We start from the raw sequence: 25,569 nt of genomic DNA, 5'->3' as shown, positions 1-25,569 counted from the left end.
CTGGGAGGCCCGCTTTGCCCTTCGTCCTGATCGACAAGCCGCGCCCGGACGTCACGCTCATCACCCTCAACCGGCCCGAGCGCATGAACGCGATGGCGTTCGACGTCATGGTCCCGTTCCGCGAGGCGCTGGAGGAGGTCGGCCGCGACAACGGCACCCGCGTCGTCGTGATCACCGGCGCGGGGCGCGGGTTCTGCTCGGGGGCCGACCTGGAGAACCCGGGAAACATCCCCGGTATCGACGGGCTGACGCTGCCGACCATCGCGCTCCGCTCGATGGAGCTGCTGGACGACGTGATCCGCGCGATGCGCCGCGTCCACCAGCCGGTCATCGCGGCGATCAACGGCCCGGCGATCGGCGGCGGCCTGTGCCTGTCCCTGGCCGCCGACATCCGGCTCGGCGCGGACACGGCGCTGTTCCGCGCGGCCGGGATCAACAACGGGCTGACCGCGAGCGAACTCGGCCTCAGCTACCTGCTGCCGCGCGCGATCGGCGCGTCCCGCGCGTTCGAGCTGATGCTGTCCGGGCGGGACGTCGACGCGGCCGAGGCCGAGCGCATCGGCCTGCTCTCCCGCGTCGTGCCCGGCGACAAGCTGCTCGACGCGTGCTACGAGCTGGCGGAGCGGATCGCCGGGTTCAGCCGTCCCGGGACCGAGCTGACGAAGCGGATGCTGTGGTCGAGCCTGGACGCCGCGAGCCTGGAGGCCCACATGGGCCAGGAAGGGCTCGCCCAGCTGTACGTCCGCCTCACCACCCACAACTTCGAGGAAGCGATCAAGGCCCGGAAGGAGCACCGTCCCCCGGACTTCCGGGACTGACGCACCGCGGCCGCGTCCGGCGCTGGTACGACCACGCCGCGACGCCCAGCGCCACCCCGTAGACGGCGAACGCGCCGATCCCGCACGCCGCGACCGTCCAGCCGGACCATCCGTGCAGGAGCGGGTCGTCGGGGAGGTCGCCCAGGCCGATCACGGGCGGCAGCAGGTACCCGAACGTCGCCACGACGCCGTACGGACCGAGCGTCACGGCGCCCAGCCATGCGGGCGTGAGCGGCAGCCAGCGCGGCACCCTTCGCCCGGAGAACGGCGCCCATCCGGGGAAGACCTGCCCCCATTCACGCGTGAGCCCCAGCAGCAGGAAGATGCCCAGCAGCGCGGACAGCGTGGTGAAGTCCAGCCCGTACTTCTCCAGCGTCAGGATCAGGCCGGACGCGCCGTTGCGCTCGAACTCGGCGACGACCCGCTCGCCGTCGATCCCCGCGAACGAGCCGCCGAACGCCCATGTCGTCTTCATGACGATGTAGGGCACGAACGCCAGCATCCCGGCATGGGCCGCCCGGCGGACCCCGGGCGGCGCGGCCGACACGGGCGCGGGACGCTTTACGGCGCCCGTCCCGGCATGGGCCTCGCCGCACCGGGCGCAGGCTCCGGCCGTGCCGCGCCGATACGCCAGCGCGGTGCCCGCCAGCAGGGCGGCGCCCGCCGCGCACAGGACCTCGACGCCGAAGGCGGGCCAGTCGTCGACCGTCCCGGTGAAGGCGAGCTGCAGCGCGTTCATGACGAACCCGAACGTTCCGGCCCCCGCGAGGACGCAGGCCGCCCAGATCCCGGTGAGCGGCCACCAGCGCGGCATCTGCCGCCCGACGTCCCGGACGCTCGACACCGCCATGATCCCGCCGACGCCCAGGCAGGCGGCGATCAGCCAGGCGACGCTCTTCCCCTCGTCCAGGGGATATCCGGCATCTCCGCCGCCGGCCCAGTAGAGGGCCAGCCCCACCGCGACCAGCGACCACGCGCCCGCCGCGTATCCGGCCCAGCGCGGCCACGTCCTGACGATCGGCTCCATGGGGCGACCATCGCGCAGATCCCCCGGCGGGGCCTCCCGCCGAGGGGCGATCTTCCTACCCCGCGCGGGGGAGCGGCGTGGCAGGCTGAGGGATGTGCCGAAGCTTTCGCCGGACGAGGCGCGCCGGCTGCTGACGACCGTTCCTGTCGTGCGCCTGGCGACCGTGGGGGAGGACGCGCGGCCGCATCTCGTCCCCGTGACGTTCGCCGTCCACCGCGGTGCCGTCTACACGGCCGTCGACCACAAGCCCAAGAGCACCCGCGATCTGCGGCGGCTGGCCAACATCCGCGCCAATCCCCGCGTCACGCTCCTGGCCGACCACTATGAGGACGACTGGGACCGCCTCTGGTGGGTCCGCGTGGACGGCCACGCTCATATCGTCGAGGACCAGGCGCAGATGGCCGAACCCGTCCGCCTCCTGGCCGACCGCTACGCCCAGTACCGCGACCGCGCGCCGGAGGGCCCGGTCATCGCGATAACGATCGAGGCCTGGACGGGCTGGTCCGCGTCCTAGCCTGCGGCTTTCATGGCGCGGGTCCAACTGCGCTTCGCCGATCTGGACGGGCACCGCTTCATTTGGACCCTGACCAGCCCGCCGGATCGTTTCACGACCTCGCCGACTCACCAAACCCCGAGGGCCAACAAGAGCATATGTCGTGAAATGGACGGCTTCTCATCTGCCTGATCTGCAAAGACACGCCGACATTTTGGTAAATGAGATACATTTGCGTGCGAAATGCTTGCATTCACTGAGAGGTGGGGACATATCATCAATGTAGACACACAAGAAGGGAGGCGCCGCTGTGAGTCACACTCAAGAGGAGACGCGGCAGGCGGGGATGGAATATTCAGAGCCTGTCCTGGCCCCGACCACGAATGAGAGCTTCTCACTCGCACCTATCCCGGACGGCCGCGTCGACGGCGATGCCCGGATAGTCAACTACGTCCAGTTCTACTTTTACGACCGCGGAGGGTTCGACAAGTGGCTGGTCTGTAGTCCGCAGGTAAACAGAGAGAGTAGAGTATTTGCCTCGATCTGCGAGGTCGATGCCGGCGGGCGCCCATTCCTGGGAGCCGCAAGCGTCCAAATACACAACATCATCCCGCAGGACGACCACATAGTGATCGTGCGAGGTCACATCGGCTGGGAGAGCGACATTCGAGTACGAGTCAGCATCCTCGCCGTGTAGCAGAATCGCATGCCCGGCCAAGCGAGGGTACCGGGTACGCGCGGAGCCGGGAGGGATCTTGACCTCCCGGCTCCGGCACGGCACCAGGCGATCGATCTCCTTCAACCGGTCCTACCAAAACAGGCGAAGCCAGTCTCCCAACGAGAGGGATGAGAGCCGGATACGGCAACCGAAGCCCGATCGCGACGCCCTGACAGGAGGTCAACTCTATGACTATTACGAACATCGAGACGGTGGAACCACTTGAAGTTCCCCAGGACTTGCGCGAGGAAATTCTCGCATTTGAGAGCATTCGCACAAGCCGGTTCTTCTACCGCACCAAAGGGCTGAACATCCTCACTGCGTCAGCACCTGGATCCACTCCGGAGACTCGGGTGACGGCCAGTGTTACGGAGGTGGATCCAGTATTTAGGCCAATGATCGGAAGTGCTCGAATGAGCGTACACAATATCGTTCCCCAAGGTGGGGATATAGCGGTATTGGTTAACGTCGAATCAAGTCAACTGGTGACAGTTGCACTTACCTTGGTCTATGTGAACCCGTGACCTGGGCTCCCGGCGGCATGATCGGCTCAAGCCGGGGTGAACCCTGCTTGCTCTCAAGCGGCCTTGCTGCGTCCCCTCCGTTTACGGCACCGGACGCACCGTGAACGCAGTTTCAGGGTTCTTGCGGGTGAGTCTCCGGTAACGCATGGTCGAGGCAGGCCAGGGATTGGTCACGCGGCCAGTGTCGTTCTTGTACCAACTCTGGCAGCCGGCCACCCACACGGTTCGGTTGATCCAGCGGTCGAGGGTCTGCCGGTACTGCTGCATTGCTTCGGGGAGTACTTCGATCTCGGCGGCGGCGCCCGTACGCATCAGCAGTCGCAAGCATTTCATGATGTAGTGCACCTGGCACTCGATCATGAAGACGTTGGAGTTGTGCCCCAGGGTGGTGTTCGGCCCGTGCACGAAGAACAGGTTGGGGAACCGGGGGTAGGCCATGCCAAGGTATGCTTGGGCACCCTGCTGCCATTCTTCGTGGAGTCTGGCTCCGTCTCTTCCTTGGACGTCGATGGGGACAAGGAATTCAGAGGCCCGGAATCCGGTGGCGTAGATGATGGTGTCGACGTTCCGGTGTGTCCCGTCGCTGGACTCGATACCGGTCTTGGTGATTCGGGAGATACCGGTGGTGACCAGCTCGACGTTCATGCGGTTCAGCGCCGGAAGGAACGTGCTGTCGATGACGATGCGCTTGCAGCCGACCGGATAGTCGGGGGTGAGTAGTTTTCGAAGTTCCGGGTCGGTGACCTGACGACGCAGGTGACGGCGTGCTATCCGTTCGGCCGGGCGGGCTGACCATCCTCGGGCGATGACCGGCGAGAGCATGATGTCCGCTGCCAGGTAGGTGGCCGCCCGGTAGAGGGGATGCAGAAACGGCAGGTTGCGGAAGGCCAGTTGGGTGACGGGGCCGAATTCGGCCTTCGGCTTTGGAATGACCCAGTTCGGCGTGCGCTGATAGACATAGATCTGACGGGCTCTCTGCGCGACGAGCGGGATCAGTTGGGCGGCGCTGGAGCCGTTGCCGATGACCGCGACCTCCCGGCCGGTCAGATCCTTGCTGTGGTCCCATTCCGCGGTGTGGAAGCGGGAGCCGCCGAAGTCCTCCAGACCGAGATGTTGGGTTGTTTGGGGCGGTGCAGCTGGCCGACGGCGTGATACTTCTCGAAGGAGAAGGAGTACAGGTGGGACGGCACGTCGCAGCCGCATCCGGGGCAGGTGTTGTCCCGCCAGATTCCCCCGACGTCGGCGGCCTTTTCGAAAATGGTGGAGGAGTTGATCCCTGCCTTCTTCAGCGCCACGCCCATGCACAGTGAGCCTTTTTCGCTTGCGTCGATGAGATCGCCGATCACGGCATGATCGCGGACGGCGTGTCCATCCTCGGCAGCGGAAAACCCCTGGTAGTCGGGTTGATCACCACAATCCACGCCAGACCACCAGGGGCTTTGCATGCTGTTGTACCGTGCTTCGCTGCCGTTGTCGCGTTCGACCCTGAAGTACGTGACCGGAGTCGTCCGGCGGCACCGCGCGCGCCTGGACGGCAAGGACCGGGCATTGCCGCCCGGCATGCAGGCGCTGATGGTGCTGGTCTACCTGCGCAAAGGCGAGACGTTCGCTGAGCTGGGCGCCGGGTTCGGAGTATCGACCACGACTGCGTGGAGGTATGTCAACGAGACCGTCGAGCTGCTGGCCGCACGGTCGCCCAAGCTGGCCCAGGCCCTGCGCAAAGCAGTCGAGGACGGGCTGCTCTATCTGGTGCTGGACGGCACCCTCATCCCGATTGACCGCGTCGCCGCCGACCGGCCGTTCTATTCCGGAAAGCACCGCAAGCACGGCATGAATCTGCAGGTCATCGCCACGCCGAGCGGGGAGATCGTGTGGGTGTCGGGCGCGCTGCCCGGTGCGGTCCACGACCTCAAAGCCACCCGGATCTGGGGCCTGTTGCGGGCGCTGGAGGCCACCGGGCTGCTGGTGCTGGCCGACAAGGGGTACAACGGCGCGGGCGAACCGCTGTTCACCCCGTACAAGGGCCGCAACAAGCCTGAGCACCTCAAGAACGCCAACCGGTCCCACGCCCGGCTTCGCAGCCCCGGCGAGCGCGCGAATGCGCAGTTCAAGAGCGGGCGGATCCTCCGCAAGCTCCGCTGTTGCCCGCACCGCGCCGGCCACCTGGCCAAGGCCATCCACGTGCTACAGGCTCGCGAGACTCACGCCAACTGAAAAGGGTTCAGTCCACCGAAACCCGCTCCGGCGATGGCGATGGTGAGGTTTTTCCCCGGCCCCTGCGTCATGGGATGCTCCGATGGATTCTGCGACGAGATGGCTATCGGATGCGGGCGGTCTGTGAGCGACGGCGACGTCGGGCCATGCGTCGTCAGGGCGGTGACCTTGCCAGGGTTGTCGGTCAGCGGCCGCAGGCTGCGGATGCCGAGATCAGTGCGGAACTGGACACCGGCCGCGGGTCGCGAGCGTCGATGGGCAGGCCGGGCGCGAGGTTTGCGTCGACAGTGTCGTATCCGATTCCTTAAGCCGCAGATGCGCAGTTCGGGCAGCGGGGCTACCTTGCGATCTCTTGGTTACTCAAGCGTGAGACGACTCAATCGTCGCCCCAGCATCCTCAATGTCGACATCATGGTTGATCTACCAACAGAACGCAAGGATCTCGTCACCCATGCGGCACCCGGCCTCCGCGGTCGGTGAGCAGCGGTCACGCGGCCCTAGAGGGACCGCTGGAAGGTCTCGACGGCCTCGGCGACCTTCTCGGGGAACTCCACGTGCGGGTGGTGCCCGGCGCCGTCCAGGAGGACGACCTGGCCGTTCAGCTTCTGCGCGACCCACTCGGCCTCGGCGGCGGGGTCGTCCCAGTCGATGTCGCCCGTCCCCATGATGACGAGGGTGGGCGCCTGCACCCGGTCGAGTCGAGCCTCGGCCTCGGCGTGCGACATGCTCAGGTAGTCGACGATGACCTTGCTGCGGCCCGGCTCCTTGAAGTTGGCCTTCAGCTTCGCCTTGTGCTCGGCGAAGTCGGCCGGAGGCTTCGGCTCCCACTTCGGGTAGTACGACATGTAGAGCGGCAGCGCCAGCCCGGGGATCCGCATGAGCGCGGTGGTCAGCTTCTGGGCGAACCCGCCCTTGCCGTCCCGGACGAACGGGGCCGCCAGCACGAGACCCTTGACCAGCTCGGGCGCCTCGGCCGCCACCCACACCGCCGCGGCCGCGCCGTTCGAGCACCCGTAGACGAGGGCGGGTCCGGCGTCCAGGTGCCGCAGCAGCGCCAGCAGGTCATGGGCGAGCGGCGTGCTCCCGTACTCGGGCCACCGCGCGCTGGTCTCGCCCATCCCGCGCTGGTCGACGGTCACGACCCGGTAGCCGGCCTTGAGCAGCAGCGGGCGGAGGAACCGGTACTGCGACCGCAGGTCGAGCATCGAAGGCAGGCAGACGACCAGCGGCCCGTCCCCGCTGTCGTCGTACGCCAGCCGCCCACCGGGAAGGTCGAGGAACCGGGTCTCGCTCATGACGCACTCCTAGAATTTCTGTAGCCCTATGGCTAATGAGGTTAGCTTTACGGCAAGCCGCCGTCAACCCCCGGCCGGTCCCAGGCTCCGCCGATCCTGGCGAGGTCGGCGGCGTACTCGATGCGGGCGGACCACTCGCCCGGCCAGGCGTCCATGCCGAGGTGCGCGCCCGCGAACGCGCCGGCCAGGCAGGCGATCGAGTCCGAGTCGCCGGAGCTGGCGGCGCCGCGCCAGATCGCCTCGACGGGCTCCTCGGGGAACAGCAGGAAGCAGAACAGCCCGGTGGCGAGCGCCTCCTCGGCGACCCAGCCCGCGCCGGTGATCTCGCACGGGTCGGACGCGCGGCCACCGAGCGTCACGGCCGCGTCCAGGCGGTCGAGGACGGCGAGGCACTCGTCCCAGCCCCGGGCGATGAACGTCTCCGGTGCGTCCATCCCGGGCTGCTGCCACAGGGTGCCGAGCCACCGCTCGTGATACGTTTCGCGCTGGTCGTGGCAGCGGGCGCGGAGTGCTTCCGGCAGGTCGGACGGGGCCATCCCGTCGGCCAGCCACCGGACGGCGAACGCGGTCAGCTCGCTAGCCGCCAGCCCGGTCGGGTGACCGTGGGTGAGGGCGGCCTGGAGCTGCGACGCGCCCGCCCGCGTCTCGTCCGACAGGCCGGGCACGAGTCCGACCGGCGCGACGCGCATGTTGGCGCCGCAGCCCTTGGAACCCGCCACGGTGGCCTCCACCCAGGGCATCCCGGCTTCGAGGTTCCCGCACGCCCGCAGGCACGTGTTGCCGGGCGCGCGGTTGTTGTCGGGACTGTTCAGCCAGTCGACGAAGCGCCGCCTCCACATGGGCGTGATCAGGTCGGGGGTGAACGGAGGGTTCTCCAGGGCGTCCAGGAGGGCGAGACCGACCGCGATCGCCATCTGGGTGTCGTCGGTCACGAGCGCCGGATCGCCGTTCAGCTGCGTGGGCCCGTGGTCGCCGAAACGCCTGTGGATCTGCTTCATGGTGAGGAACTCGGTCGGCGCCCCAAGGGAGTCCCCGTACGCCAGCCCGAACATCGCCCCGCTCGCCCTTCTCATGGCGGGCATTCTTCCTCAAACGGCGCTCTGAAACCTGCCCGGCGTCATGCCGTAGCACCGGACGAACCAGCGCGTCAGGTGGCTCTGGTCGGCGAAACCGGTGCGGGCCGCCACGTCCCCGATCGCGTCGCCACGGGCGAGCAGCCGACGCGCGGCGCGGAGGCGGAGCTGCCGCTGGTAGTCGCTCGGCGCCATCCCGTACGCCCGCCGGAACGCCCGGTACAGCGCGAACCGGCTGCACCCCGCCGCCTCGGCCAGCTCGTCGGCGCCGATGTCGTCCAGGTACGCGCCCTCAAGCCGCCGCCGGGCCCGCTCGACGAAGCCGCTGGACGACGAGGTGCGCAGCCGTCGCGTCGCGGCCCGGTCGACCATGGCCCCGACGGTCGCCGTGAGCAGCTCGTCCCGCCGCAGCGCGGGCGCGCCGCCGAGCAGCGCCGCGTGCAGGCCGCGCAGGTTCCTCGCCAGGACCGGGTCGGTCACGACGGGGGAGCCGAACAGGGGCAGGCCGGCCGGGGCGTCCGCGATGTCGGCAAGGACGTCGGCGACCAGCTCCGGGCCGATGTGCACGATCCGGTAGGTGAAGCCCAGCTCGTCCGCGGCGTGGCCGTCGTGCGGATCGTCGGGGTTGAACGCGATGACCATCCCGGCCGCGCTCGTGTGGGCGTCGCCCCGGCACCGGAACGCCTGGTAGCCGTCCTCGGTGACGCCGAACGAGTACGTCTCGTGGCTGTGCCGGTGGTAGACGTGCCGCTCGAAGTGAGCGTGCATCGCCTCCAGCGGGCGGTCGGGCGACCGCCAGTACCTGCTCCAGTCCACCCGCCCAGTCTGGCGCACGAGCGTTCAAGACGGCGCACCCCCGCCCGGGCAGGCTGGAGGGCATGCGCTTCGACACCAAGATCGGGATCGTGGTGCGGGACGACCTGGCCGCCTGGCAGCGGCTCAACGTCACCGCGTTCCTCGCCAGTGCCGTCGCGGGCGGCGTGCCCGGCGTCATCGGCGAGCCGTACGAGGACGCGTCCGGCAACACCTACCTGGCGATGTTCCGGCAGCCCGTCCTCGTCTACGAGGCCGACACCGACGCGATCCTCAAGGCGCACGGCCGGGCCCTCGCCCGCGAGATGGACCTCGCCGTCTACATCGAGGACATGTTCAAGACCGGCCACGACGAGGCCAACCGCGAGACCGTCCGCGCGGTCACCGCCGAGGAGATGCCCCTCGTCGGGTTCGCCGTCCACGGCCCGAAGAACGGCGTGGACAAGGTCCTCAAAGGGCTGCGGCTGCACCCGTGAGCCCGGCGAGCGCGGCGACGCGCTCCCGGTGCCGGTCCGGCGCCCCGAACAGCTGCCGAGACCCCTGTGCCCGCTTGAAGTACAGGTGCGCGTCGTGCTCCCAGGTGAACCCGATGCCGCCGTGCAGCTGGATGGCCTCACCGGCCGTGTGGAAGTAGGCGTCCGAGCAGTACGCCTTCGCCAGCGCGGCGGCGGCCGGCAGCTCCTCCGGGCTCTCGTCCGCGGCTCCCGCCGCGTTGAGCACGGCCGACCGCGCCGACTCCACCAGCACGAACATGTCGGCGCACCGATGCTTGATCGCCTGGAACGACCCGATCGGACGCCCGAACTGGTGCCGCACCTTCACGTACTCGACGGTCATGTCGAGGGTCTTCTGCGCCCCGCCGAGCTCCTCGGCGGCCAGGGCGACGGCCGCGACGTCGAGCGCCCGCCCGAGCGCGTCCCGGTCGCCCACCTTCCGCGCCGGGACGCCGTCGAACTGGATCCGCGCCAGCTTCCGCGTCTGGTCGAGCGTCGGCAGGACGTTCCGGGCGAGCCCCGCCGTGTCCTCGACGGCATAGACCCCGACCCCGTCCCCGCTGCGGGCCGCCACGAGGATCACGTCGGCGACGTGCCCGTCCAGGACGTAGTTCTTCGTCCCCCGCAGCAGCCCGCCGTCGAACGTCGCCGCCACCTCGTCGACGTCCCAGGAACCGCCGTCCTCGGCCACCGCCAGCGTCGCGATCACCGACCCGTCCGCGATGCCGGGCAGCAGGTCGTGCCCGCCCTCACCGGCCTCCAAGGCCGCGGCGGCCATGATCGTCGCGAGGAACGGCGCGCACACGACGGCCCGTCCCATCTCCTCGAACACGACGGCCAGCTCCCGCACCCCGAACCCGGCTCCGCCGTGCTCCTCGGCGATCGCGAGGCCCTGCAGCCCGAGCTGCCCGGCCATCTGCGCCCAGACCCCGGGGTCGTAGCCCTCGGCCGTCTCCATCAGCCGCCGCACTTCCGCCGCGGGGGACCGGTCCGCGAAGAACCGCCGAAGTGCGTCCCGCAGCTCCCGCTGCTCCTCGGTGACGACGAGTTTCATCGGGCGGCCTCCCACACAGGTCCCACGCTCACCGGGTCATCGTGCCACGCGCCCGGCGCCCGCCTTAAGGGGTTCCCGTCCACCGGGACGATCAGGGCGCCCAGTCGTGCGGCCCGAGCACGTACCCCTTGCTGGTCGAATGCAGGTGGTTGATCGAGACGAGGTGCCCGAGCGCGGCCCACAGATCCTCCTCGGGCGCCTCGACGAGCGCCCCGATCGTCTCGAAGTCGGCCGCCCCGCGCTCCTTGTCGATCTCCGCGACGGTCTCGTACACGACCAGCTCGAAGTCGCTGAGTTCCTGAACGTCCCCGCGCCTGCTATCTCGCTCATCCATAGACAAACCGTGCCCACTCGGGCTGGTTCTATCTGCCCCGCGCGAGACACAGGGCCGTACGCTGGGAGCGTAAGCCTCGGTAACTACGATCTGTATGCGGAAGGTGGCGCTCTGCTCATAAACTCGCCCGGCGAGGAAAGGAGCAGAGCATGACTGTGATGGTTCATGAGCCTCTGTCACACGAGGACGCCGACGTTCTCCTTGAAGGTTTCCTCGCCCTCGACACCCCGGAGGGCTTCCGAGCCGAACTGGTCGACGGAGAGATCGTCGTGACACCACCCCCCCTTGGCGACCATGAACGGTGCATAGCCAAGATCATCCGCCAGGTCATCCGGTACAGCGCCACCGAGTTCGAGTGCGCTTGCAACAAGGGTCTTAAGGTGCCCGGCACAGGGGAGCACCCGGACAACCGTGTGATCCCGGATATCACCTTCACCTCCATGGAGGAGGATCCCTTCCACGGTGCCGCCTCGTGGATGCCCGCGAAGAGCGACGGCATCGTCATGGTGGTCGAAGTGACCTCCACGAGGCCGGCGCAGGATCGAGAGGCCAAAAGAACCGGCTACGCGCGGTCGGGCATTCCCCTCTACCTGCTGATCGATCGCGACGAGGAGAAGGTGGTCCTCTTCAGCGGGCCGGACGGCAAGGACTACGGGCACATCGATCAGGTTCCGTTCGGGAAGCCGCTGCCGCTGCCGGAGCCGTTCGAGATTGAGTTGGACACGTCCGGCTTCGCCTGAGCGTGGCTCCATCCGCCCGTCACAGTGGGCGGGGGAATGTTGTCTCCTTGGGAAGGAGTCACTGCAGAGGAGCGGAGCACGATGAGAGCTGTACGGATCCACAAGCGCGGCGGTAGCGACGGGCTGGTCTTCGAGGACGCGCCGATGCCGAGCGGGGCGACCGGCGATGTCGTGGTCCGCGTGCACGCGGCCGGGTTCGTCCCGGACGAGCTGGACTGGCCCGGCACGTGGGTCGACCGGGCGGGGCGGGACCGGACGCCGTCGATCCCCGCCCATGACGTCGCTGGAGTTGTCACCGAGGTCAAGTACGGAACCGCCGGCCTGGCCGTGGGCGACCGCGTCTTCGGCCTGACCGACTGGCACCGCGACGGCGCGGCGGCCGAGTACGTCGCGGTGGAGGCGCGCAACCTCGCCCTGATGCCCCAGTCACTGACCTACACCGAGGCCGCCGCGCTGCCATTGGCCGGGCTGACCTGCTGGCAGGCCCTCTTCGTGCACGGCGGGCTGGAATCGGGGCAGACGGTCGTCGTCCATGGCGGGGGCGGCGGCACCGGGGCCCTGGCCGTCCAGCTGGCGCGGCAGGCGGGAGCGCACGTCATCGCCACAGGGCGGGCCCGGGCCGCGGACCTCGCGATCGAAATGGGCGCCCATACGTTCGTCGACCTGGAAAGGCAGCGCTTCGAGGACGCCGTCGAGCCGGTCGACCTGATCTTCGACACGATCGGCGGCGACCTCCTCGCCCGGTCGGCGGCCAAGATCAAGCCGGGCGGCGCACTCGTCTCGATCACCGCGCCGCCCCCGGTCGAGCCGGACGAGGGACGCGCCGTCTTCTTCATCGTCGAACCCGACCGGGAACAACTCACCGAACTGGCGAAGCGAGCCGAGTCGGGCGGCCTTCGAAACCACGTCGGCGCCACCTACCCCCTGGCTCAAACGCGCGAGGCGTTCCAGGCCAAACAGAACGGCATCCCCGGCAAGGTCGTCATCGAGATCTGACCCGAGGATCGCCGGTCGGGTGAGGACCCCAAGCGGCGGGCATCCTGTGCGCGGGCGGCGGCAGGTCAGGCCGGCTGGATACCGCCCTGCAATTGCAGCACGGCATGGACCAGGGGCGCGAGCGTGGGGTCGGTGGCCGCCTGGTCGAGGGCCTCGCGCAGAGCCGTGTTGTGGGTGGGGCGGGCCTCCTCCAGGAGGCGCAGGCCGGCGTCGGTGACGTCGGTGTAGATGCCGCGGCGGTCGGTGGGGCACAGGTAACGGGAGAGCAGTCCGCGGTCCTCCAGCCGGGTCACCAGCCGCGTGGTGGCGCTCTGGCTGAGGACGACGGAGTCGGCGACCTGCCGCATCTGCAGGTGCCCGCCCTCGCCGTCGTGCTGGCGGCTCAGCACGTCCAGCAGCGAATACTCGCGCGCACTCAGCCGGTGTCCGGCCTGGAGAGCACGTTCGACTCTGCTCTCGATGCGTCCGTGCAGCAGCGAGAGCGCCGACCAGCTGTGCGCCAGTGCGGTCATCGCCGGGTCGGTCGCGGTCATCAGCAGCTCCCTCGGTCGGGCCGTGCGAGCGGACGCGCCGGCAGAGCGCCTACCGCCGTGTCACGGACCTCACTATACCCGCGCTTGCCATTAGCCCGCGTTTGCAATTATTGTCGACGCTCGTAGAATGCTCATGCAATCTCACCCGGAACCCCAGAGGGACTGCTCACATGCCGCTCGCACTGCTGGCCCTGGCCATCGGGGCCTTCGGAATCGGCACCACGGAATTCGTGATCATGGGGCTTCTTCCCCAGGTCGGCACGGACCTCGGCGTGTCCGTGCCGACGGCTGGCCTCCTCGTCACCGGCTACGCCCTCGGCGTCATGATCGGCGCACCGATCATGACGGTCCTCGGCACCAGGATCTCTCGCAAGAACATGCTCATGCTGCTCATGGGCCTGTTCATCCTCGGCAACCTCATCTCCGCCGTCGCTCCGGTCTTCGCCGTCATGCTGATCGGCCGCGTGGTGGCATCGCTGGCCCACGGCGCCTTCTTCGGCATCGGCTCCGTCGTCGCCGCCGAACTCGTCGCGCCGGAGAAGAAGGCCGGCGCCATCTCCATGATGTTCACCGGCCTGACCGTGGCCAACGTCATCGGCGTGCCCCTGGGCACGTTCGTGGGCCAGACCGCCGGCTGGCGCGTGACCTTCCTGATCGTCGCCGCCCTCGGCGTACTCGGCCTGGCCGGTGTCGCCAAGCTCGTGCCGGACGTTCCCAAGCCGGAAGGAGTACGGCTGCGGCACGAGGTCGCCGCCTTCAGGAACACCCAGGTCGTCCTGGCCATGGCCATGACGGTCCTCGGCTTCGGAGGGGTGTTCGCCGCGATCACCTATATCGCGCCGATGATGACCGAGGTCGGTGGCTTCGCCGAATCCTCCGTCACCTGGCTGCTGGTGGTCTTCGGACTGGGCATGGTGGCCGGAAACCTGATCGGCGGTCGTTTCGCGGACCGCAGGCTCATGCCGATGCTCTACACCGCCCTGGGCGGCCTGGCGCTGATCCTGCTGCTGTTCACGTTCCTGGCCTCCGGGAAGGCCGCGTCCGTCGTGGCCGTCTTCCTCATCGGCCTTCTCGGCTTCGCCACCGTCCCGCCGCTGCAGAAGCGCGTCCTGGACCACGCCCACGACGCGCCGACGCTTGCCTCCGCGGCCAACATCGGCGCCTTCAACCTGGGCAACGCCCTGTCCGCGTGGCTCGGCGGCCTGGTGATCTCCGCAGGCCTCGGCTACACCGCACCCAACGCCGTCGGCGCCGTTCTGGCCGCCGCCGCTCTCGTGCTGGCCGTCGTCTCACACTGGCTCGAACAGCACCGACCCCGCACCACCGCGGCCTCCGTCCCGGCGAACCTCGGCCAAGCCGCGGCCTCCGACCACAGCACCACCCCCGCGGCGGCGGAAAGACGTCAAGGGTCCGGCGGTGCCGGACCCTTGCAAGTCAGTCAGTGGTCCGGCGGCGGGCCGGACCCTTGCAGGTGAGTCAGTCGCCGACGACGCGCTCGCGGATGCTGCCGACGGCGAAGCCGACGAGGAGGGTACAGAAGAAACCGGCGAAAGGCATCGCCCTGAGGGCGTGGAGGTAGCCGGCGATGAGGGCGACGTTTCCGACGAAGACGACGACACATACGCCGACGCCGCCGACGAAGCCGAAGCGGTTGGTGATGTAGCGGACACCGTCGCTCACGTGGTCGGCGATGTACCTGCCGTAGATGACAAGGACGGCGCTGAGCACGGCACCGAGGGTGCCGAAGCCGGCGGCGACCATGGAGGCCCCGAAGAAGCCGCCGGTGAAGCCGCCGACGATGGCAGCGATGAGGACGGCGGCGACGCTGTGGGCACGCTTGATGGTCATGGGTTGTCCCCTTTTCCTTTGTCATGGCGTCTATGGGCGCGCTTCGTAGGGGACCGTCCAGAGCGCACCGCGAACCGCAGCCGAGGTCAGCCGCGGGTGGATCGGCCGGCAGAGCCTGGGGGCGTTGTCACGGCTTGAGGCGAGCCCAGGCCCATTTCCCGCCGGACGGGTCGGGGGTGTGCCCACACTCGGCGGCCAGGGCCGCGACGATCGGGAGGCCCCGGCCGCCGTTGTCGTCCCAGTGCTCTTCGGAAACGTCCAGGGTGCCGAGCGTCATGTCGATCACCGGGCGCAGACGAGGGAGAGCCGGGCTGGAATCCCACACGGCGATGAGCACGCCGGATGCGTCACGGCTGCACTGGTAGCGGATCTCCTGGCCGGGCGTCGCCGCGACGGCGTTGGTGATCAATTCCGATGCGATCAAGAATGCATCGTCCGAAATGTGCATACAGCCCCAATTATGTAGGCGCGATCGCGTGAGCGTGCGCGCCAGACCAGGTGCCGCCTTGGACGCCAACATAGGGAACAGCAGGCAGTCGTGCGGTGTGATCATTTCCGTTCGGCCCTTCCTGGAGATGCTCACGATTTGTGGCTCCAGGGTCACCATCTGTGGGCTAGGGTGCGGTGTATACGTAAACTCTGTAAACAACGGGAGGTCCTCAGTGACCGCCGCGGATGAGATCGATCCAACGTCTTCGCTCTATGCATGGCTGGCCTATGACCTGCGGGTTTACCGAAAAAGGCACGGTATGACCGGCATTCAGGTCGGTAAGATCATCGGCTACGTTCGTTCTCATGTTTCGAACCTGGAAGCGGGCAGGGTCCAGCTCGATATGAGGCAGGCTGAGCTGCTGGATGAGGCATGGGACACGGGGGGCCACTTCCAGAGGCTCGTCACGTTCGCCCGCAGAGGCCATGATCCAAATTGGTTCCTGCGGCATGGCCGGTATGAGGCGGCCGCGTCCGTGATCCGGATCTACCAGGGGCAGATCATTCCGCCGCCTTTCCAGACCGAGGACTACATGCGCGCCCTTCTCGCGGAGAGCGACGCAGAGGACGTCGAACAGGCGGTCCGGTCACGGAAGGCTCGGCAGGACGCCATACTTTCCCGGCCGTCCCCTCCCTATGTCTGGGCGTTGTTGGACGAGGATGCCGTGACATCTGAGATCGGTGGCCATGCGGTGATGGCCGCCCAGCTCGCCCATCTCCTCGAACTCGGGAGGCATCCGCACGTATCGGTGCGTCTGCTCCCCAAGTCGGCCGGTGCACACCTGGGGCTGGATGGACCGTTCTCGCTCATCACCGTGAACAACCGTCAAGTCGCCTATGTCGGCGCTCGGAGGGGCGGCCGACTGATCGACGACACAGCGGAGGTACAGGAACTCGCCGTAGATTACGAGCGAATCGGGTTCAAGGCCCTGTCTGAGGAGGCCTCTCAAGCCCGCATCGCTGAGTTGTCGGAGGTGGCGAGTGAAGACCGGCTGGCGCAAGAGCTCACATAGCGGAGCGATCAACGATGAAGCCTGCGTCGAGGTGGCCGGATTGCGCACGGGCATTGGAATCAGGGATTCCAAGGACCCGGATGGTGACCGGCTGGCTGTGAGCGGGGAAGGGTTCAGCGAGCTTGTGCGGCGGATCAGGGAGGGAAGCCTCGACAGGCCGTAGGTCCGCGCTCTAGCGGCTCCGGGGTGAAGCCTTCGACGCCTTGCCTCGGAGCCGGGGCGGATGTGGGCGGGTTCGGAACTCTGAGCGTCGGAGGGGCGGCGATCACTGCGGATGAGGGAGAGCGGCGTGCCCGTGGAATTGAAGCTGGTGGACGGCGGGGGTGGCCAGACGGGACGCGACGACCAGGTCGAAGACTCCTTCATCGCCTGGCAGAACGCCAGTGAGCTTGCCCTGGACGCGTTCGAGAGCCTCATCCGGGCCGCACGTCGGCAAGCGGTGGACCGAAACCTTCTCGAGGCGCTGTTGCGGCACCTCGACCCGGACGCCTTCGACATCAAACCGACCGAGCCCTATACCGCCGAGGCCATGCTCGCGGTCGCCGAGCGGGCCGGGCTCACACCGGGCTCCAGCCGACCCGAACTGCCCGAAGGGCACGGCGAACCGGCGGGCCGCCGCGTCCACCTCATCGACCATCCCGGACAGTGGGCGCCGTTCGAGGAGAGCTTCCTGACCGAGGGCGTCCCTATGCACCTGTGCTGGTCGCCGTAGGGGAGCCAGACCGGTCAGGAATCGAGAAGCGCCCATGACCGAGCCGCTCATAGCGTCATGTCCATGGACACCACAGTGGAGGCGGACATGGCGCAGAAGAAGCAGGCGGGCGGTCGCGAAGGGCGCAAGAGCGGTACGCCCGGCGCGTTCTCGCGGTGGATGCAGCACCGCATGAACGCCCGTACGAACCGCAAGATCCGGCGAGGGCGCGGCACGTTCATGGGCATGGACGTGCTGATCCTGAACACGGTCGGCAGCCGGAGCGGGGAGCCGCGTGAGACACCCGTGGCCTGGTTCGCCGACGGTGAGGACGCCCGGCTCGTCGTCGCCTCGGGCGGCGGCAGTCGGAACCCGGACTGGTACGTCAACCTGATTGCGCACGCCGACCGGGCCTCGATCGAACTGCCGGGCCGCGACCCCATGCCGGTGACGCCGCACCTGCTCGACGGCGCCGACCGTGAGCAGGCCTGGCAGCGCATCGCCGAAGCGCAGCCCCGCATCGCCAAGTACCAGAGCAAGTCCGACCGCGAATACCCGGTGATCCGCCTCACCCGGCGCGACCGGTAGGTTGCGGGGGGTGAAGGTTCGGGTCACGGGCGTCGTCGTCGAGGACGGGCGCATTCTGCTGCTCGACCAGGACACCGGCGCCGGACGGTCGTGGTCGCTGCCCGGCGGGACGGTCGAGGAGGGCGAACCCCTGGCCGACGCGCTGGTCCGCGAGATGCGCGAGGAGACCGGCCTAGAGGTCGAGATCGGACGGCTCCTCTACGTCTGCGATCACCTGCCGCCCGACGGAGCCCACGTCCTGCACATCACCTTCGAGAGCCGCCGCATCGGCGGCACCCTCGGTGACATCGCGGGCAACGACACCAGGCCGATCCGCGCCGTGACGTTCGTCAGGCTCGCCGACCTGCCAGGTCTCGGCTTCTCTGAGCGGTTCGCGGAGCTGGCCCGCGCCGGGTTCCCCGGCGCGGGCTCCTACATGGGCGCCAAGGCCAACATCGGCCTCTGATCACTGGGCGGTCCAGCCACCGTCCACGGCGAGGAGCGCTCCCGTGATAAAGCTGGACGCGTCCGACACCAAGAAGGCGATGGTCTCGGCGACCTCTTCGGGACGTCCGATCCGGCCGATGGGGTGGGCCGGGCCGAACGAGGCGAGCATCTCGCGGCTGTTCTCCACGACGCCCTCCATGATGTCGGTGTCGATGACGCCCGGGAGCACCGCGTTGGAGCGGATGCCCTTCGGACCGCCCTCGATGGCGAGCACGCGCGTCATCTGGGCCAAGGCGCCCTTGGACGCGGCATAGGCCGTCTGCGTCTCGAACGCGACGACCGAGGAGACCGACGCGACGGACACGATCGCGCCGCCGTCACCCGCCTCCATCACCCGGAACGCCTCCCGGGCCTGGACGAAGTTGCCGCGCGCGTTGACGCGCAGGATGCCCTCGAAGTCCTCGACGGTGGTCTCGGTGATCGGCTTGTTGAGCGTGCGGCCCGCGTTGTTGACCAGGATGTCGAGTCGTCCGAAGCGGTCGAGGGCCAGCCGCATCGTCGAGCGGGCGAGATCCTCGTCGGCGACGTCCCCGACGAGGGCCTCCACGCCGTCGGCCGTCGCGAGTTCCTCCACTGCCTCGGAGCGGTCGGTGACGATCAGGCGGGCGCCGCGGTCGCGGAGCAGGAGGGCCGTGGCGTGGCCGATGCCGCGGGCGGCGCCGGTGACGACGGCGACCCGGCCGGTGAGGTCCCAGGTGGAAGGGATGTTCTGCATGAGCTGTTCCTTCAGCGTTGGCGGGCCGGACGGACGACGATCTCGTTGACGTCGACGTCGTCCGGCTGGGAGAGGGCATAGGAGACGGCCTGGGCGATGGCGTCCGGGGCGATCGCGGTCGCCCGGTAGGCGCGCATCGCCTCGGCCGCTCCGGGGTCGGTGATGGAGCCGGCGAGTTCGGAGGTGACCACGCCTGGCGAGACCGTCGTGACGCGGATCGACGGATCGCACTCCTGGCGCAGGCCCTCGGTGATCGCCCACGCGGCGTACTTGGTGCCGGAGTAGACGGCGCTGGTCGGGACGACCTGATGCGCGCCTATGCTCGCGATAGTGACGAAGTGCCCGCCGCCCTGGGCGGTGAAGACGGGCAGCGCCGCGGCGATCCCGTGCAGCAGCCCGCGGACGTTCACGTCGATCATGCGGTCCCACTCGTCCACGAGCAGAGAGTCCAGCCGCGACAGCGGCATGACACCGGCGTTGCCGATCAGGACGTCGACCCGTCCGTGAAGTTCCCGGGCGCGCCGGACGAACGCCTCGACGCCCGCGCGGTCGGTCACGTCCAGCCGCACCGGGGCCAGGAGGTCGCCGCAGCGGTCGGCGAGCGCCTTCAGGCGGTCGATCCGCCGCGCCCCCGCGACCACGCGGTGTCCCTCCCGGACGAGCCGGGCGGCGACGGCCTCGCCGATCCCGCTGCTGGCCCCGGTGACGAGGACGACCTTCGGTTGTTTCGTTGCCATGGCCACCACACTGGCCGGTCCGGCGGAAAGGCGGCAGGCCGCAGCGTTCCTGGGAGTGCCGCACCCAGAAAGCCCGCCGAGCCCAGGCCGCGCCGGAAAGGTGGTCCTTTCTGGGGTGAGATCGGACCCCGTACGCTGGGTATGCAAGGCCCTGCTACTACTATCTGCATGCGAAGGGTGACGCTCTGCTTTAGGCTCGTTCGCGAGGAAGGGAGCAGAGCATGGCTGTCATGGTTGATGAGGCTCCGGCGCAGGGAGACAACGGTCTCCTGGACAAGTTCCTCGCCCTCGACACTCCCGAGGGTCTCCGAGCCGAGCTGATCGACGGAGAGATCGTCGTGTCACCACCCCCCGGTAGCAGGCACGAGCGGAACATCGCCAGGATCAACCGCCAGGTGACTCTGCACAGTTCGACCGCATTCGACTTCTCCGGCAACATGGGCTTGGTCCTGCCTGGTGACGGCGGCCTCCCGCACTACGTGATCCCTGATGGCACGTTCGCGCCCCTCGACCTGGACGTCTACGACAACGACGATTCGTGGTCGGAGCCGGACGGCATCGCCATGGTCGTCGAGGTGACGTCGTCGAGACCGGGACCTGACCGGGAGGCCAAGCGGTACGGGTACGCGCGTGCAGAGATCCCGCTCTACCTGCTTGTGGATCGGGACGAGAAACGAGTGGTCCTGTTCAGCCAGCCGGACGGCAAGGACTACGCGCGCACCGATCAGGCGTCCTTCGGGAAGGGGCTGGCACTGCCCGAGCCGTTCGGGTTCGAGCTGGACACCTCCGACTTCGTCTAGCCCTGTTCACCAAGTCCTGCGGTGTTCGTGGGAGTGCCGCACCCAGGAAGTCCGGCGCCGCTCGACCTAGCATGGCGGCATGACGCGTACCGATCTCGGGGCCTACCTCTCCGCTCAGCGGGCCCAGGTGACCCCGGGCGAGGTGGGCCTTCCCTCCACCGGGTTTCGCAGGGTTCCCGGGTTGCGCCGTGAGGAGGTCGCGATGCTCGCCGGGGTCAGCGTCGACTACTACGTCCGGCTCGAACAGGGCCGGGAGCGGAAGCCGTCAGCGCAGGTCATCGACGCACTGGCCGTCGCGCTGCGGCTGGCGGAGGACGGCCGGCTGCACCTGTTCCGCCTGGCCGGGCTGAGCCCGCGCGCCCGAGCCGCCGCCGTCACCGACCGTGTCGACCCGAGCCTCCTGCAACTCATGGACGCGTGGCCGGACAACCCCGCCATCGTCTACAACCGCGCCTACGATGTGCTCGCGTCGAACGCGATCGCCGACGCGCTGTTCCATGACTGGGCGCACTCCCGCAACCTCATGCACGTCGTCTTCACGGACCCGGCCGCGCGGACGTTCTACCGCGACTGGCACGAGGTCGCCCGCAACAGCGTCGCCGGCTTCCGGCTCGGCCACGGCGAGGCGCCCGACGACCCCCGGGTCCGGCGGGTGCTCGCCGAACTACTCGACCGGAGCCCTGAGTTCGCCGAGCTGTGGGCGCGGCACGACGCCCGGGGCAAGGCGCTCGAAAGCAAGCGCTTCGACCACCGGCAGGTCGGGCCGCTGACGCTGACGATGCAGACGTTCGACGTACGGTCGAGCCCGGGCCAGGAGCTCGTCGTCTACCACGCGGAACCGGCGTCGCCGAGCGCCGAGGCGCTCGCCCTGCTCGGCTCCCTCGCCGCCACGTCCCGTCAGCCGTAGCGTTTCATCTCGTGGAAGAAGTCGGGGACGGTGTTCAGCGTGCCGGACGACGAGACCTGGTCGTAGACGTACTTCGCCACCGCCAGGTCGAGGACGCCCAGGCCGAACGGTGAGAAGACGACCGGCTTGCCGGCGGGCGGCGTCGTCCTGCCGGTGAGCACGTCGTACAGCGTCCCGTCGACGAAGTCGCGGTTGCCGGTCTGCTGTTCGGCCAGGTGCGGGGAGGTGTTCGCCTTCATGCAGTGCTCGACGTCGTCCACGATGTTGCAGGACGACAGGATGACCTCGGGGGAGAGGTCCCGCAGCGACACGTGCAGGACGAGCGGTGCGTGCGCGAACCAGCCGGGGTCCGGCACGTGCGGCTCGCCGGCGACGGTGGCGAAGACGACCAGGTCGGACGAGCGGATCAGCGACTCGGCCGACTCGTGGATCGTGATGTCGCCCTTCTCCGACCGCTCCAGGTATCCCTTGAAGCCCTCGGCGTGCTCGCGCGAGAGGTCGTGGACGCCGAGCTCGTCGAACGCGAAGCCGTTCCCCGCCAGGTAGGTGTGGATGTAGCGGGCGATGAGGCCGACGCCGACGAACCCGACGCGGCGCGGGCGGGGACCGCGGGCGTCGGCGAGGGCGGCGGCCGCCAGGGCGGCGGACGCGGCGGTGCGCGCGGCGGAGATGATCGAGCTCTCCAGGCACGCGAACGGGTAGCCCGTCTCCGCGTCGTTGAGGATCAGCACCGCCGACGCGCGCGGGATGCCGTTCGCGACGTTGCCGGGGAAGCTGGAGATCCACTTGATGCCGTGCACGCCGACGTCGCCCTTGACCGAGGCGGGCAGCGCGATGATCCGGTCGGACGGCCGGCCCGGGAACCGCAGGAAGTAGGAGTCGGGGTTGACGGTCAGCCCCTCGCCGTGCAGCCGGTAGGCCGCCTCGACCGTCCGGGTGACCTCCGCCTCCCGTCCGGCGACCGCGTCGTGGACCTGGGCGCCGGAGATCACGGCGAACGTCGGGGGCTGCGTCATTGAGAAACTCCGTGATTTCCAGATGATCAGGTGCCGAGGGTGGCGGCGAGGTCGCCGAAGTGTTCGCGCACCCAGTTCTTCTCGTAGATCGAGTCCAGGTAGCGTTCGCCGAAGTCGGGGGCGATGGCCACCGCGACCGGGTCCTCGCCGGGGTACTTCTCGTCCAGCCAGCGGGACGCGCCCGACACCACGGTGCCGGTCGAGCCGCCGAACAGGAACCCGCGCGACGCCAGCGCGTGCACGGCCCGGATCGTGTCGGTCTCGGGGACGTGCACCACGTCGTCGATGAACGACTCGTCCACCAGCGCCGGCTTGCTGCTGGTGCCGAGCCCCGGCACCATCCGCCGCTCGGGGATGCCGCCGAAGGTGACCGAGCCGACCGCGTCCACCGCCACGATCGTGACCGGGCGGCCATGCTCCCGGAAGTAGCGGGCGCAGCCCATCAGGGTCCCGGTCGTCCCGGCCCCGACGAAGAGGACCTCCAGGTCAGGGAACTCCCGGTCGATCGCCGGCGCGGTGCCGCGGTAGTGCGCGAGCCAGTTGTTCCGGTTCGCGTACTGGTTCAGCCACACGTACTCGCCGCCGGCCGCGCACAGGTTCCGGACGTACGCGATGCGGCCCCCCAGGTAGCCGCCGTTGGCGTCCCGGTCGGACACGACGCGGACCTCCGCGCCGAGGGCCCGCATGACCCGCATCGACGCGGGATTGCAGCGCGGGTCCGTGACGCACACGAACCGCAGCCCGCGGCTCGCGGCGATCAGGCTGAGCGCGATGCCGAGGTTGCCGGAGGACGACTCCACGATGATCGAATCGGGGGTGAGCGCGCCCTCCCGTTCGGCCGCCTCGACCATCGCGGCGGCCGCCTTGAGCTTCACCGAACCGGCGAAATTGAAGCCCTCGCATTTGAGGTAGAGCGGCCGCTCGATGACGTGCCGGAGATCGACGTAAAGGTCGTCGACATTGAAATCCTGCGGCGAGGTCACTATCGGCACGCTGCCACCCTGAAATGAAGAAGCAATTCCCTCATCTTCCCCCGACGCTCGCCGCGGGCTGCACACCGGAGCCATGGCGGAGCATCACGGTACCTTCGCCCATCTTCCCGCCGCAACCCCCTGATTACCGACCGGTAGGGCAGAATGCGAGATGCTTCTGGGGAACGCCGGACATAAGCTATGCCCCCGCTTGCATTGCTGTTACAGCGAGAAGTTCTACATCACGGAGAGTAATGATGAGTGCTCGCGGACCCGCCGTGGACCGGCTGCTCGCCCAGGCCGGGCTGCCCGCCCTGGAGGTGTCCGCGGCCGAGACCGGCCGGGCCCGCGCGCTGGCCGCGCGGCACGGGATGCTCCGCGAGCGGGACGTCGACCTCGCCGACCCCGTCATCACGCGGGTGGAGCGGTTCGCCGCCGAACGCGACCGTCCCGCCGTGACCGACGAGCACCGCTCGCTCTCCTACGCGGAACTGGCCGCCGAGGCCCGCCGCCTGGCCACGCTGCTGGAGGACGAGGGCGTCGAGCCCGGCACGGTCGTCGGCGTCGGCGGCGGGCGCCGCGCGTCCGTCATCGCGGCGTTCCTGGCGATCGAGCTGATCGGCGCCCTCTACGTCCCCGCCGACGAGTCCTGGCCCGCCGGCCGCGTCCGCGACGTGCTCAGCCAGGCAGGGGCGTCCCTGCTGGTCACGGTCGATGCGGGCAACCCCGCGCTGGCGGAGGGCGCCGCCGAGGCAGGCTGCCGCGTCGTCGACGCCGCCCGGTCCGGGCACCTGCCCGAATGGCCGGGCGAGCCGCGCCTGAACGGGCTGGACCAGCCCCGGTACGTCCTGTTCACCTCGGGTTCGACGGGCCGTCCCAAGGGCGCGGTCGTCGAGCACCGGGGCATGCTCAACCACCTCTGGGCGAAGATCATCGACCTGGAGCTGACCGGCGACGACGTGCTCGCGTTCACCGCCCCGCTCGGCTTCGACATCTCGATCTGGCAGATGCTCTGCCCGCTGCTGCTGGGCGGACGGGTGGACGTCATCGGCGACGAGACCGCGCACGATCCGGTCGCGTTCGCCCGCGCCGTCGACGCCCAGGGCATCACGATCGTCGAGCTGGTCCCCACCATGGTCAGGCACCTCCTGGACGACCTCGCCCCCGGCTCGGGCCTCTCTGGGGGGACGACTCCCCAGACCCCTCGGCAACGACCTTTGGGCACCCTCCGCTGGATGATCGCCACCGGCGAGGAGCTGCCGGCCGAGCTGTCCCGCCGCTGGCTGGACGCCGTGCCGCACGCCCGCCTCCTCAACGCCTACGGCCCGACCGAGTGCTCCGACGACGTCACCCACCACACCGTGACCGCCGCTGACCTGGACCTTCTCCGCCTGCCGATAGGCACCCCGATCGTCAACGCCCGCCTGTACGTACTCCGCGAGGAGGGCGACGGCACATGGGCTGCATGCGACGTGGGCGAGACCGGCGAGCTGTTCGTCGGCGGGGTGGTCGTGGGACGCGGCTACCTCGGCGACGACGAGCGGACCCGCGAGGCGTTCTTCCGCGACCCGTTCGGCGCGTCCCCGACCGGGCGCCTCTACCGGACGGGCGACGCGGTGCGGCTGCTGCCGGCCGGCGCGGGCGGCGAGGACCGGGCCACCCTGCAGTACCTGGGACGCGTCGACCGGCAGGTCAAGATCGGGGGCGTGCGGATGGAGCTGGGCGAGATCGAGGCGGTGCTGCAGCGCCATCCGGCGGTGCGCGCCGCCGCCGTCGTCGTGCACGAGTACCCGCCCAGGTAGAGGCGCGACAGTTCACCGAACGTAATCGCAGTGGCCGGATTCAGTCGTCAACCTTTGTCACCCGGCGAGCGTCCGGCCGGCCTGGTGGCGGTACCTCGACCGGCAGTTTTGTCACTCTTGTTAGCAATGGGTCGGGTCAAGTTCTGCTTTTGAGGGGATTGCGAGGCATGTGACCGGCTGGTTGACTGTGACCCCGCTACTCCCGAGTAGTACGCGGGACGCGGGCGGCTCCGGCCGAGAGCGGAAAGCGGCGGCGCTCCGTATTGGCCGGAACACAGGGCGTTGACTCCGAGATCGCGGGGGCATTCTCGCGTTCCCGGAAGGGGCTCGGGGTGAAAGGGGACGGGGAAACCCGATCAGTCTGTGGTCATTCTCTTTGA

32 protein-coding genes are annotated in these 25,569 nt (G+C 68.9%); 17 read left to right on the top strand and 15 right to left on the bottom strand.

What is annotated here, in order from left to right:
• Positions 1-14 precede the first annotated feature (14 nt).
• Positions 15-818 carry an enoyl-CoA hydratase gene (locus tag ACQPXG_RS30040; protein ID WP_433462492.1) on the top strand — a complete coding sequence of 268 codons (804 nt, stop codon included), beginning with the start codon at positions 15-17 and terminating at the stop codon, positions 816-818.
• On the opposite strand, the gene ACQPXG_RS30035 is transcribed toward ACQPXG_RS30040, so the two are convergent.
• Positions 775-1,845, bottom strand: a complete 1,071-nt coding sequence (locus tag ACQPXG_RS30035) for a hypothetical protein (RefSeq protein ID WP_433462491.1) — start codon at positions 1,843-1,845, stop codon at positions 775-777. The two genes, ACQPXG_RS30040 and ACQPXG_RS30035, sit on opposite strands and share 44 nt — an antisense overlap.
• A gap of 94 nt (positions 1,846-1,939) precedes the next feature.
• Between ACQPXG_RS30035 and ACQPXG_RS30030 the strand changes: the two genes are divergently transcribed.
• The 3 genes from ACQPXG_RS30030 (at position 1,940) to ACQPXG_RS30020 (ending at position 3,580) form a co-directional block, all read left to right on the top strand.
• On the top strand, positions 1,940-2,359 hold the full coding sequence (locus ACQPXG_RS30030; RefSeq protein ID WP_433462490.1) for a TIGR03668 family PPOX class F420-dependent oxidoreductase: 420 nt from the start codon (positions 1,940-1,942) through the stop codon (positions 2,357-2,359).
• A gap of 289 nt (positions 2,360-2,648) precedes the next feature.
• Positions 2,649-3,035, top strand: a complete 387-nt coding sequence (locus tag ACQPXG_RS30025; protein WP_433462489.1) for a hypothetical protein — start codon at positions 2,649-2,651, stop codon at positions 3,033-3,035.
• A 209-nt stretch (positions 3,036-3,244) separates the two neighbouring features.
• Complete coding sequence (locus ACQPXG_RS30020) at positions 3,245-3,580, top strand: hypothetical protein (RefSeq protein ID WP_433462488.1); 336 nt, start codon at positions 3,245-3,247, stop codon at positions 3,578-3,580.
• 81 nt (positions 3,581-3,661) lie between these two features.
• Here the strand turns inward: ACQPXG_RS30020 and ACQPXG_RS30015 are convergent, their stop codons facing one another.
• Both ACQPXG_RS30015 and ACQPXG_RS30010 read right to left on the bottom strand, forming a co-directional pair.
• Complete coding sequence (locus ACQPXG_RS30015) at positions 3,662-4,684, bottom strand: flavin-containing monooxygenase (protein WP_433470072.1); 1,023 nt, start codon at positions 4,682-4,684, stop codon at positions 3,662-3,664.
• Positions 4,624-4,881, bottom strand: a complete 258-nt coding sequence (locus tag ACQPXG_RS30010) for an NAD(P)-binding protein (protein WP_433470071.1) — start codon at positions 4,879-4,881, stop codon at positions 4,624-4,626. The genes ACQPXG_RS30015 and ACQPXG_RS30010 overlap by 61 nt, the downstream gene beginning before the upstream one ends.
• A gap of 142 nt (positions 4,882-5,023) precedes the next feature.
• On the opposite strand from ACQPXG_RS30010, the gene ACQPXG_RS30005 reads away from it, so the two are divergent.
• The gene (locus tag ACQPXG_RS30005; protein WP_433462487.1) at positions 5,024-5,794 is read left to right on the top strand and encodes a transposase family protein; all 771 of its coding nucleotides are present in this window, start codon (positions 5,024-5,026) and stop codon (positions 5,792-5,794) included.
• Positions 5,795-6,291: 497 nt separating this feature from the next.
• Here ACQPXG_RS30005 and ACQPXG_RS30000 read toward each other — a convergent pair whose 3' ends face one another.
• Genes ACQPXG_RS30000 through ACQPXG_RS29990 form a run of 3 tightly spaced genes read right to left on the bottom strand, consistent with a single transcriptional unit; the run spans position 6,292 to position 8,978 of the window.
• Positions 6,292-7,089 (bottom strand): alpha/beta fold hydrolase, encoded by a 798-nt coding sequence (locus ACQPXG_RS30000; RefSeq protein ID WP_433462486.1) that lies wholly within the window; start codon positions 7,087-7,089, stop codon positions 6,292-6,294.
• A gap of 47 nt (positions 7,090-7,136) precedes the next feature.
• Positions 7,137-8,162, bottom strand: a complete 1,026-nt coding sequence (locus ACQPXG_RS29995) for an ADP-ribosylglycohydrolase family protein (protein ID WP_433462485.1) — start codon at positions 8,160-8,162, stop codon at positions 7,137-7,139.
• A 15-nt stretch (positions 8,163-8,177) separates the two neighbouring features.
• On the bottom strand, positions 8,178-8,978 hold the full coding sequence (locus ACQPXG_RS29990) for an AraC family transcriptional regulator (RefSeq protein WP_433462484.1): 801 nt from the start codon (positions 8,976-8,978) through the stop codon (positions 8,178-8,180).
• Between the two features lie 62 nt (positions 8,979-9,040).
• Between ACQPXG_RS29990 and ACQPXG_RS29985 the strand changes: the two genes are divergently transcribed.
• Positions 9,041-9,451, top strand: a complete 411-nt coding sequence (locus ACQPXG_RS29985; RefSeq protein ID WP_433462483.1) for a DUF2000 family protein — start codon at positions 9,041-9,043, stop codon at positions 9,449-9,451.
• On the opposite strand, the gene ACQPXG_RS29980 is transcribed toward ACQPXG_RS29985, so the two are convergent.
• Both ACQPXG_RS29980 and ACQPXG_RS29975 read right to left on the bottom strand, forming a co-directional pair.
• Complete coding sequence (locus tag ACQPXG_RS29980) at positions 9,426-10,523, bottom strand: acyl-CoA dehydrogenase family protein (protein WP_433462482.1); 1,098 nt, start codon at positions 10,521-10,523, stop codon at positions 9,426-9,428. The two genes, ACQPXG_RS29985 and ACQPXG_RS29980, sit on opposite strands and share 26 nt — an antisense overlap.
• A gap of 91 nt (positions 10,524-10,614) precedes the next feature.
• Positions 10,615-10,857, bottom strand: a complete 243-nt coding sequence (locus ACQPXG_RS29975; protein ID WP_433462481.1) for a hypothetical protein — start codon at positions 10,855-10,857, stop codon at positions 10,615-10,617.
• Between the two features lie 149 nt (positions 10,858-11,006).
• Here ACQPXG_RS29975 and ACQPXG_RS29970 point away from each other — a divergent pair, with 149 nt between their 5' ends.
• Positions 11,007-11,597, top strand: a complete 591-nt coding sequence (locus ACQPXG_RS29970) for a Uma2 family endonuclease (RefSeq protein ID WP_433462480.1) — start codon at positions 11,007-11,009, stop codon at positions 11,595-11,597.
• A gap of 81 nt (positions 11,598-11,678) precedes the next feature.
• The gene (locus ACQPXG_RS29965) at positions 11,679-12,593 is read left to right on the top strand and encodes an NADP-dependent oxidoreductase (protein ID WP_433462479.1); all 915 of its coding nucleotides are present in this window, start codon (positions 11,679-11,681) and stop codon (positions 12,591-12,593) included.
• 65 nt (positions 12,594-12,658) lie between these two features.
• On the opposite strand, the gene ACQPXG_RS29960 is transcribed toward ACQPXG_RS29965, so the two are convergent.
• Positions 12,659-13,126: a MarR family winged helix-turn-helix transcriptional regulator gene (locus ACQPXG_RS29960; RefSeq protein WP_433462478.1), complete on the bottom strand. Its 468-nt coding sequence runs from the start codon at positions 13,124-13,126 to the stop codon at positions 12,659-12,661.
• Between the two features lie 170 nt (positions 13,127-13,296).
• Here ACQPXG_RS29960 and ACQPXG_RS29955 point away from each other — a divergent pair, with 170 nt between their 5' ends.
• Complete coding sequence (locus ACQPXG_RS29955) at positions 13,297-14,601, top strand: MFS transporter (RefSeq protein WP_433462477.1); 1,305 nt, start codon at positions 13,297-13,299, stop codon at positions 14,599-14,601.
• A gap of 1 nt (position 14,602) precedes the next feature.
• Here ACQPXG_RS29955 and ACQPXG_RS29950 read toward each other — a convergent pair whose 3' ends face one another.
• Both ACQPXG_RS29950 and ACQPXG_RS29945 read right to left on the bottom strand, forming a co-directional pair.
• Entirely contained in the window at positions 14,603-14,974 is a 372-nt protein-coding gene (locus tag ACQPXG_RS29950; RefSeq protein ID WP_433462476.1) for a hypothetical protein, read from the bottom strand.
• Between the two features lie 127 nt (positions 14,975-15,101).
• Entirely contained in the window at positions 15,102-15,398 is a 297-nt protein-coding gene (locus tag ACQPXG_RS29945; RefSeq protein WP_433462475.1) for an ATP-binding protein, read from the bottom strand.
• An 82-nt stretch (positions 15,399-15,480) separates the two neighbouring features.
• Between ACQPXG_RS29945 and ACQPXG_RS29940 the strand changes: the two genes are divergently transcribed.
• The 5 genes from ACQPXG_RS29940 to ACQPXG_RS29920 all read left to right on the top strand — a co-directional run bounded on the left by ACQPXG_RS29940 (position 15,481) and on the right by ACQPXG_RS29920 (position 18,200).
• Positions 15,481-16,476 (top strand): helix-turn-helix domain-containing protein, encoded by a 996-nt coding sequence (locus ACQPXG_RS29940; RefSeq protein ID WP_433462474.1) that lies wholly within the window; start codon positions 15,481-15,483, stop codon positions 16,474-16,476.
• Positions 16,445-16,639 carry a DUF397 domain-containing protein gene (locus tag ACQPXG_RS29935; protein ID WP_433462473.1) on the top strand — a complete coding sequence of 65 codons (195 nt, stop codon included), beginning with the start codon at positions 16,445-16,447 and terminating at the stop codon, positions 16,637-16,639. Before ACQPXG_RS29940 ends, ACQPXG_RS29935 begins: the two co-directional genes overlap by 32 nt.
• Before the next feature lie 126 nt (positions 16,640-16,765).
• Positions 16,766-17,188, top strand: a complete 423-nt coding sequence (locus ACQPXG_RS29930) for a hypothetical protein (RefSeq protein WP_433462472.1) — start codon at positions 16,766-16,768, stop codon at positions 17,186-17,188.
• Positions 17,189-17,251: 63 nt separating this feature from the next.
• Positions 17,252-17,755 carry a nitroreductase family deazaflavin-dependent oxidoreductase gene (locus tag ACQPXG_RS29925; protein ID WP_433462471.1) on the top strand — a complete coding sequence of 168 codons (504 nt, stop codon included), beginning with the start codon at positions 17,252-17,254 and terminating at the stop codon, positions 17,753-17,755.
• Positions 17,756-17,765: 10 nt separating this feature from the next.
• Positions 17,766-18,200, top strand: coding sequence for an NUDIX domain-containing protein (locus ACQPXG_RS29920; protein WP_433462470.1), 435 nt, complete (start codon positions 17,766-17,768; stop codon positions 18,198-18,200).
• Here ACQPXG_RS29920 and ACQPXG_RS29915 read toward each other — a convergent pair whose 3' ends face one another.
• Positions 18,201-18,956, bottom strand: coding sequence for an SDR family NAD(P)-dependent oxidoreductase (locus ACQPXG_RS29915; protein ID WP_433462469.1), 756 nt, complete (start codon positions 18,954-18,956; stop codon positions 18,201-18,203). It abuts the gene before it with no gap.
• An 11-nt stretch (positions 18,957-18,967) separates the two neighbouring features.
• Positions 18,968-19,693: an SDR family oxidoreductase gene (locus tag ACQPXG_RS29910; RefSeq protein WP_433462468.1), complete on the bottom strand. Its 726-nt coding sequence runs from the start codon at positions 19,691-19,693 to the stop codon at positions 18,968-18,970.
• 221 nt (positions 19,694-19,914) lie between these two features.
• Between ACQPXG_RS29910 and ACQPXG_RS29905 the strand changes: the two genes are divergently transcribed.
• Both ACQPXG_RS29905 and ACQPXG_RS29900 read left to right on the top strand, forming a co-directional pair.
• The gene (locus ACQPXG_RS29905) at positions 19,915-20,493 is read left to right on the top strand and encodes a Uma2 family endonuclease (protein WP_433462467.1); all 579 of its coding nucleotides are present in this window, start codon (positions 19,915-19,917) and stop codon (positions 20,491-20,493) included.
• Positions 20,494-20,572: 79 nt separating this feature from the next.
• Entirely contained in the window at positions 20,573-21,400 is an 828-nt protein-coding gene (locus ACQPXG_RS29900) for a helix-turn-helix domain-containing protein (RefSeq protein WP_433462466.1), read from the top strand.
• Here the strand turns inward: ACQPXG_RS29900 and sbnB are convergent.
• Both sbnB and sbnA read right to left on the bottom strand, forming a co-directional pair.
• Positions 21,391-22,416, bottom strand: a complete 1,026-nt coding sequence (gene sbnB / locus ACQPXG_RS29895; protein ID WP_433462465.1) for a 2,3-diaminopropionate biosynthesis protein SbnB — start codon at positions 22,414-22,416, stop codon at positions 21,391-21,393. The two genes, ACQPXG_RS29900 and sbnB, sit on opposite strands and share 10 nt — an antisense overlap.
• A 26-nt stretch (positions 22,417-22,442) precedes the next feature.
• The gene (gene sbnA / locus ACQPXG_RS29890) at positions 22,443-23,408 is read right to left on the bottom strand and encodes a 2,3-diaminopropionate biosynthesis protein SbnA (RefSeq protein WP_433462464.1); all 966 of its coding nucleotides are present in this window, start codon (positions 23,406-23,408) and stop codon (positions 22,443-22,445) included.
• A 233-nt stretch (positions 23,409-23,641) separates the two neighbouring features.
• On the opposite strand from sbnA, the gene ACQPXG_RS29885 reads away from it, so the two are divergent.
• Positions 23,642-25,189, top strand: a complete 1,548-nt coding sequence (locus tag ACQPXG_RS29885; RefSeq protein WP_433462463.1) for an amino acid adenylation domain-containing protein — start codon at positions 23,642-23,644, stop codon at positions 25,187-25,189.
• Positions 25,190-25,569: the final 380 nt, after the last annotated feature.

Origin of the sequence: Spirillospora sp. CA-128828, assembly GCF_050945415.1 — a bacterium.
Taxonomy (GTDB): domain Bacteria; phylum Actinomycetota; class Actinomycetes; order Streptosporangiales; family Streptosporangiaceae; genus Spirillospora.
This window is presented reverse-complemented; position numbering and strand designations above follow the sequence as displayed.

Excerpts from the sequence above, each read along its gene's own strand:
- sbnB (WP_433462465.1), bottom strand. The coding sequence starts at position 22,416 with ATGACGCAGCCCCCGACGTTCGCCGTGATCTCCGGCGCCCAGGTCCAC.
- ACQPXG_RS30035 (WP_433462491.1), bottom strand. The coding sequence starts at position 1,845 with ATGGAGCCGATCGTCAGGACGTGGCCGCGCTGGGCCGGATACGCGGCG.
- ACQPXG_RS29960 (WP_433462478.1), bottom strand. The coding sequence starts at position 13,126 with ATGACCGCGACCGACCCGGCGATGACCGCACTGGCGCACAGCTGGTCG.
- ACQPXG_RS30020 (WP_433462488.1), top strand. The coding sequence starts at position 3,245 with ATGACTATTACGAACATCGAGACGGTGGAACCACTTGAAGTTCCCCAG.
- ACQPXG_RS30005 (WP_433462487.1), top strand. The coding sequence starts at position 5,024 with ATGCTGTTGTACCGTGCTTCGCTGCCGTTGTCGCGTTCGACCCTGAAG.
- ACQPXG_RS29970 (WP_433462480.1), top strand. The coding sequence starts at position 11,007 with ATGACTGTGATGGTTCATGAGCCTCTGTCACACGAGGACGCCGACGTT.
- ACQPXG_RS29910 (WP_433462468.1), bottom strand. The coding sequence starts at position 19,693 with ATGGCAACGAAACAACCGAAGGTCGTCCTCGTCACCGGGGCCAGCAGC.
- ACQPXG_RS29985 (WP_433462483.1), top strand. The coding sequence starts at position 9,041 with ATGCGCTTCGACACCAAGATCGGGATCGTGGTGCGGGACGACCTGGCC.
- ACQPXG_RS29980 (WP_433462482.1), bottom strand. The coding sequence starts at position 10,523 with ATGAAACTCGTCGTCACCGAGGAGCAGCGGGAGCTGCGGGACGCACTT.
- ACQPXG_RS29995 (WP_433462485.1), bottom strand. The coding sequence starts at position 8,162 with ATGAGAAGGGCGAGCGGGGCGATGTTCGGGCTGGCGTACGGGGACTCC.
- ACQPXG_RS29915 (WP_433462469.1), bottom strand. The coding sequence starts at position 18,956 with ATGCAGAACATCCCTTCCACCTGGGACCTCACCGGCCGGGTCGCCGTC.
- ACQPXG_RS29885 (WP_433462463.1), top strand. The coding sequence starts at position 23,642 with ATGATGAGTGCTCGCGGACCCGCCGTGGACCGGCTGCTCGCCCAGGCC.
- ACQPXG_RS29900 (WP_433462466.1), top strand. The coding sequence starts at position 20,573 with ATGACGCGTACCGATCTCGGGGCCTACCTCTCCGCTCAGCGGGCCCAG.
- ACQPXG_RS29925 (WP_433462471.1), top strand. The coding sequence starts at position 17,252 with ATGGACACCACAGTGGAGGCGGACATGGCGCAGAAGAAGCAGGCGGGC.
- ACQPXG_RS29905 (WP_433462467.1), top strand. The coding sequence starts at position 19,915 with ATGGCTGTCATGGTTGATGAGGCTCCGGCGCAGGGAGACAACGGTCTC.
- ACQPXG_RS30010 (WP_433470071.1), bottom strand. The coding sequence starts at position 4,881 with ATGGGCGTGGCGCTGAAGAAGGCAGGGATCAACTCCTCCACCATTTTC.
- ACQPXG_RS29965 (WP_433462479.1), top strand. The coding sequence starts at position 11,679 with ATGAGAGCTGTACGGATCCACAAGCGCGGCGGTAGCGACGGGCTGGTC.
- ACQPXG_RS29955 (WP_433462477.1), top strand. The coding sequence starts at position 13,297 with ATGCCGCTCGCACTGCTGGCCCTGGCCATCGGGGCCTTCGGAATCGGC.
- ACQPXG_RS30000 (WP_433462486.1), bottom strand. The coding sequence starts at position 7,089 with ATGAGCGAGACCCGGTTCCTCGACCTTCCCGGTGGGCGGCTGGCGTAC.
- ACQPXG_RS29950 (WP_433462476.1), bottom strand. The coding sequence starts at position 14,974 with ATGACCATCAAGCGTGCCCACAGCGTCGCCGCCGTCCTCATCGCTGCC.
- ACQPXG_RS29975 (WP_433462481.1), bottom strand. The coding sequence starts at position 10,857 with ATGGATGAGCGAGATAGCAGGCGCGGGGACGTTCAGGAACTCAGCGAC.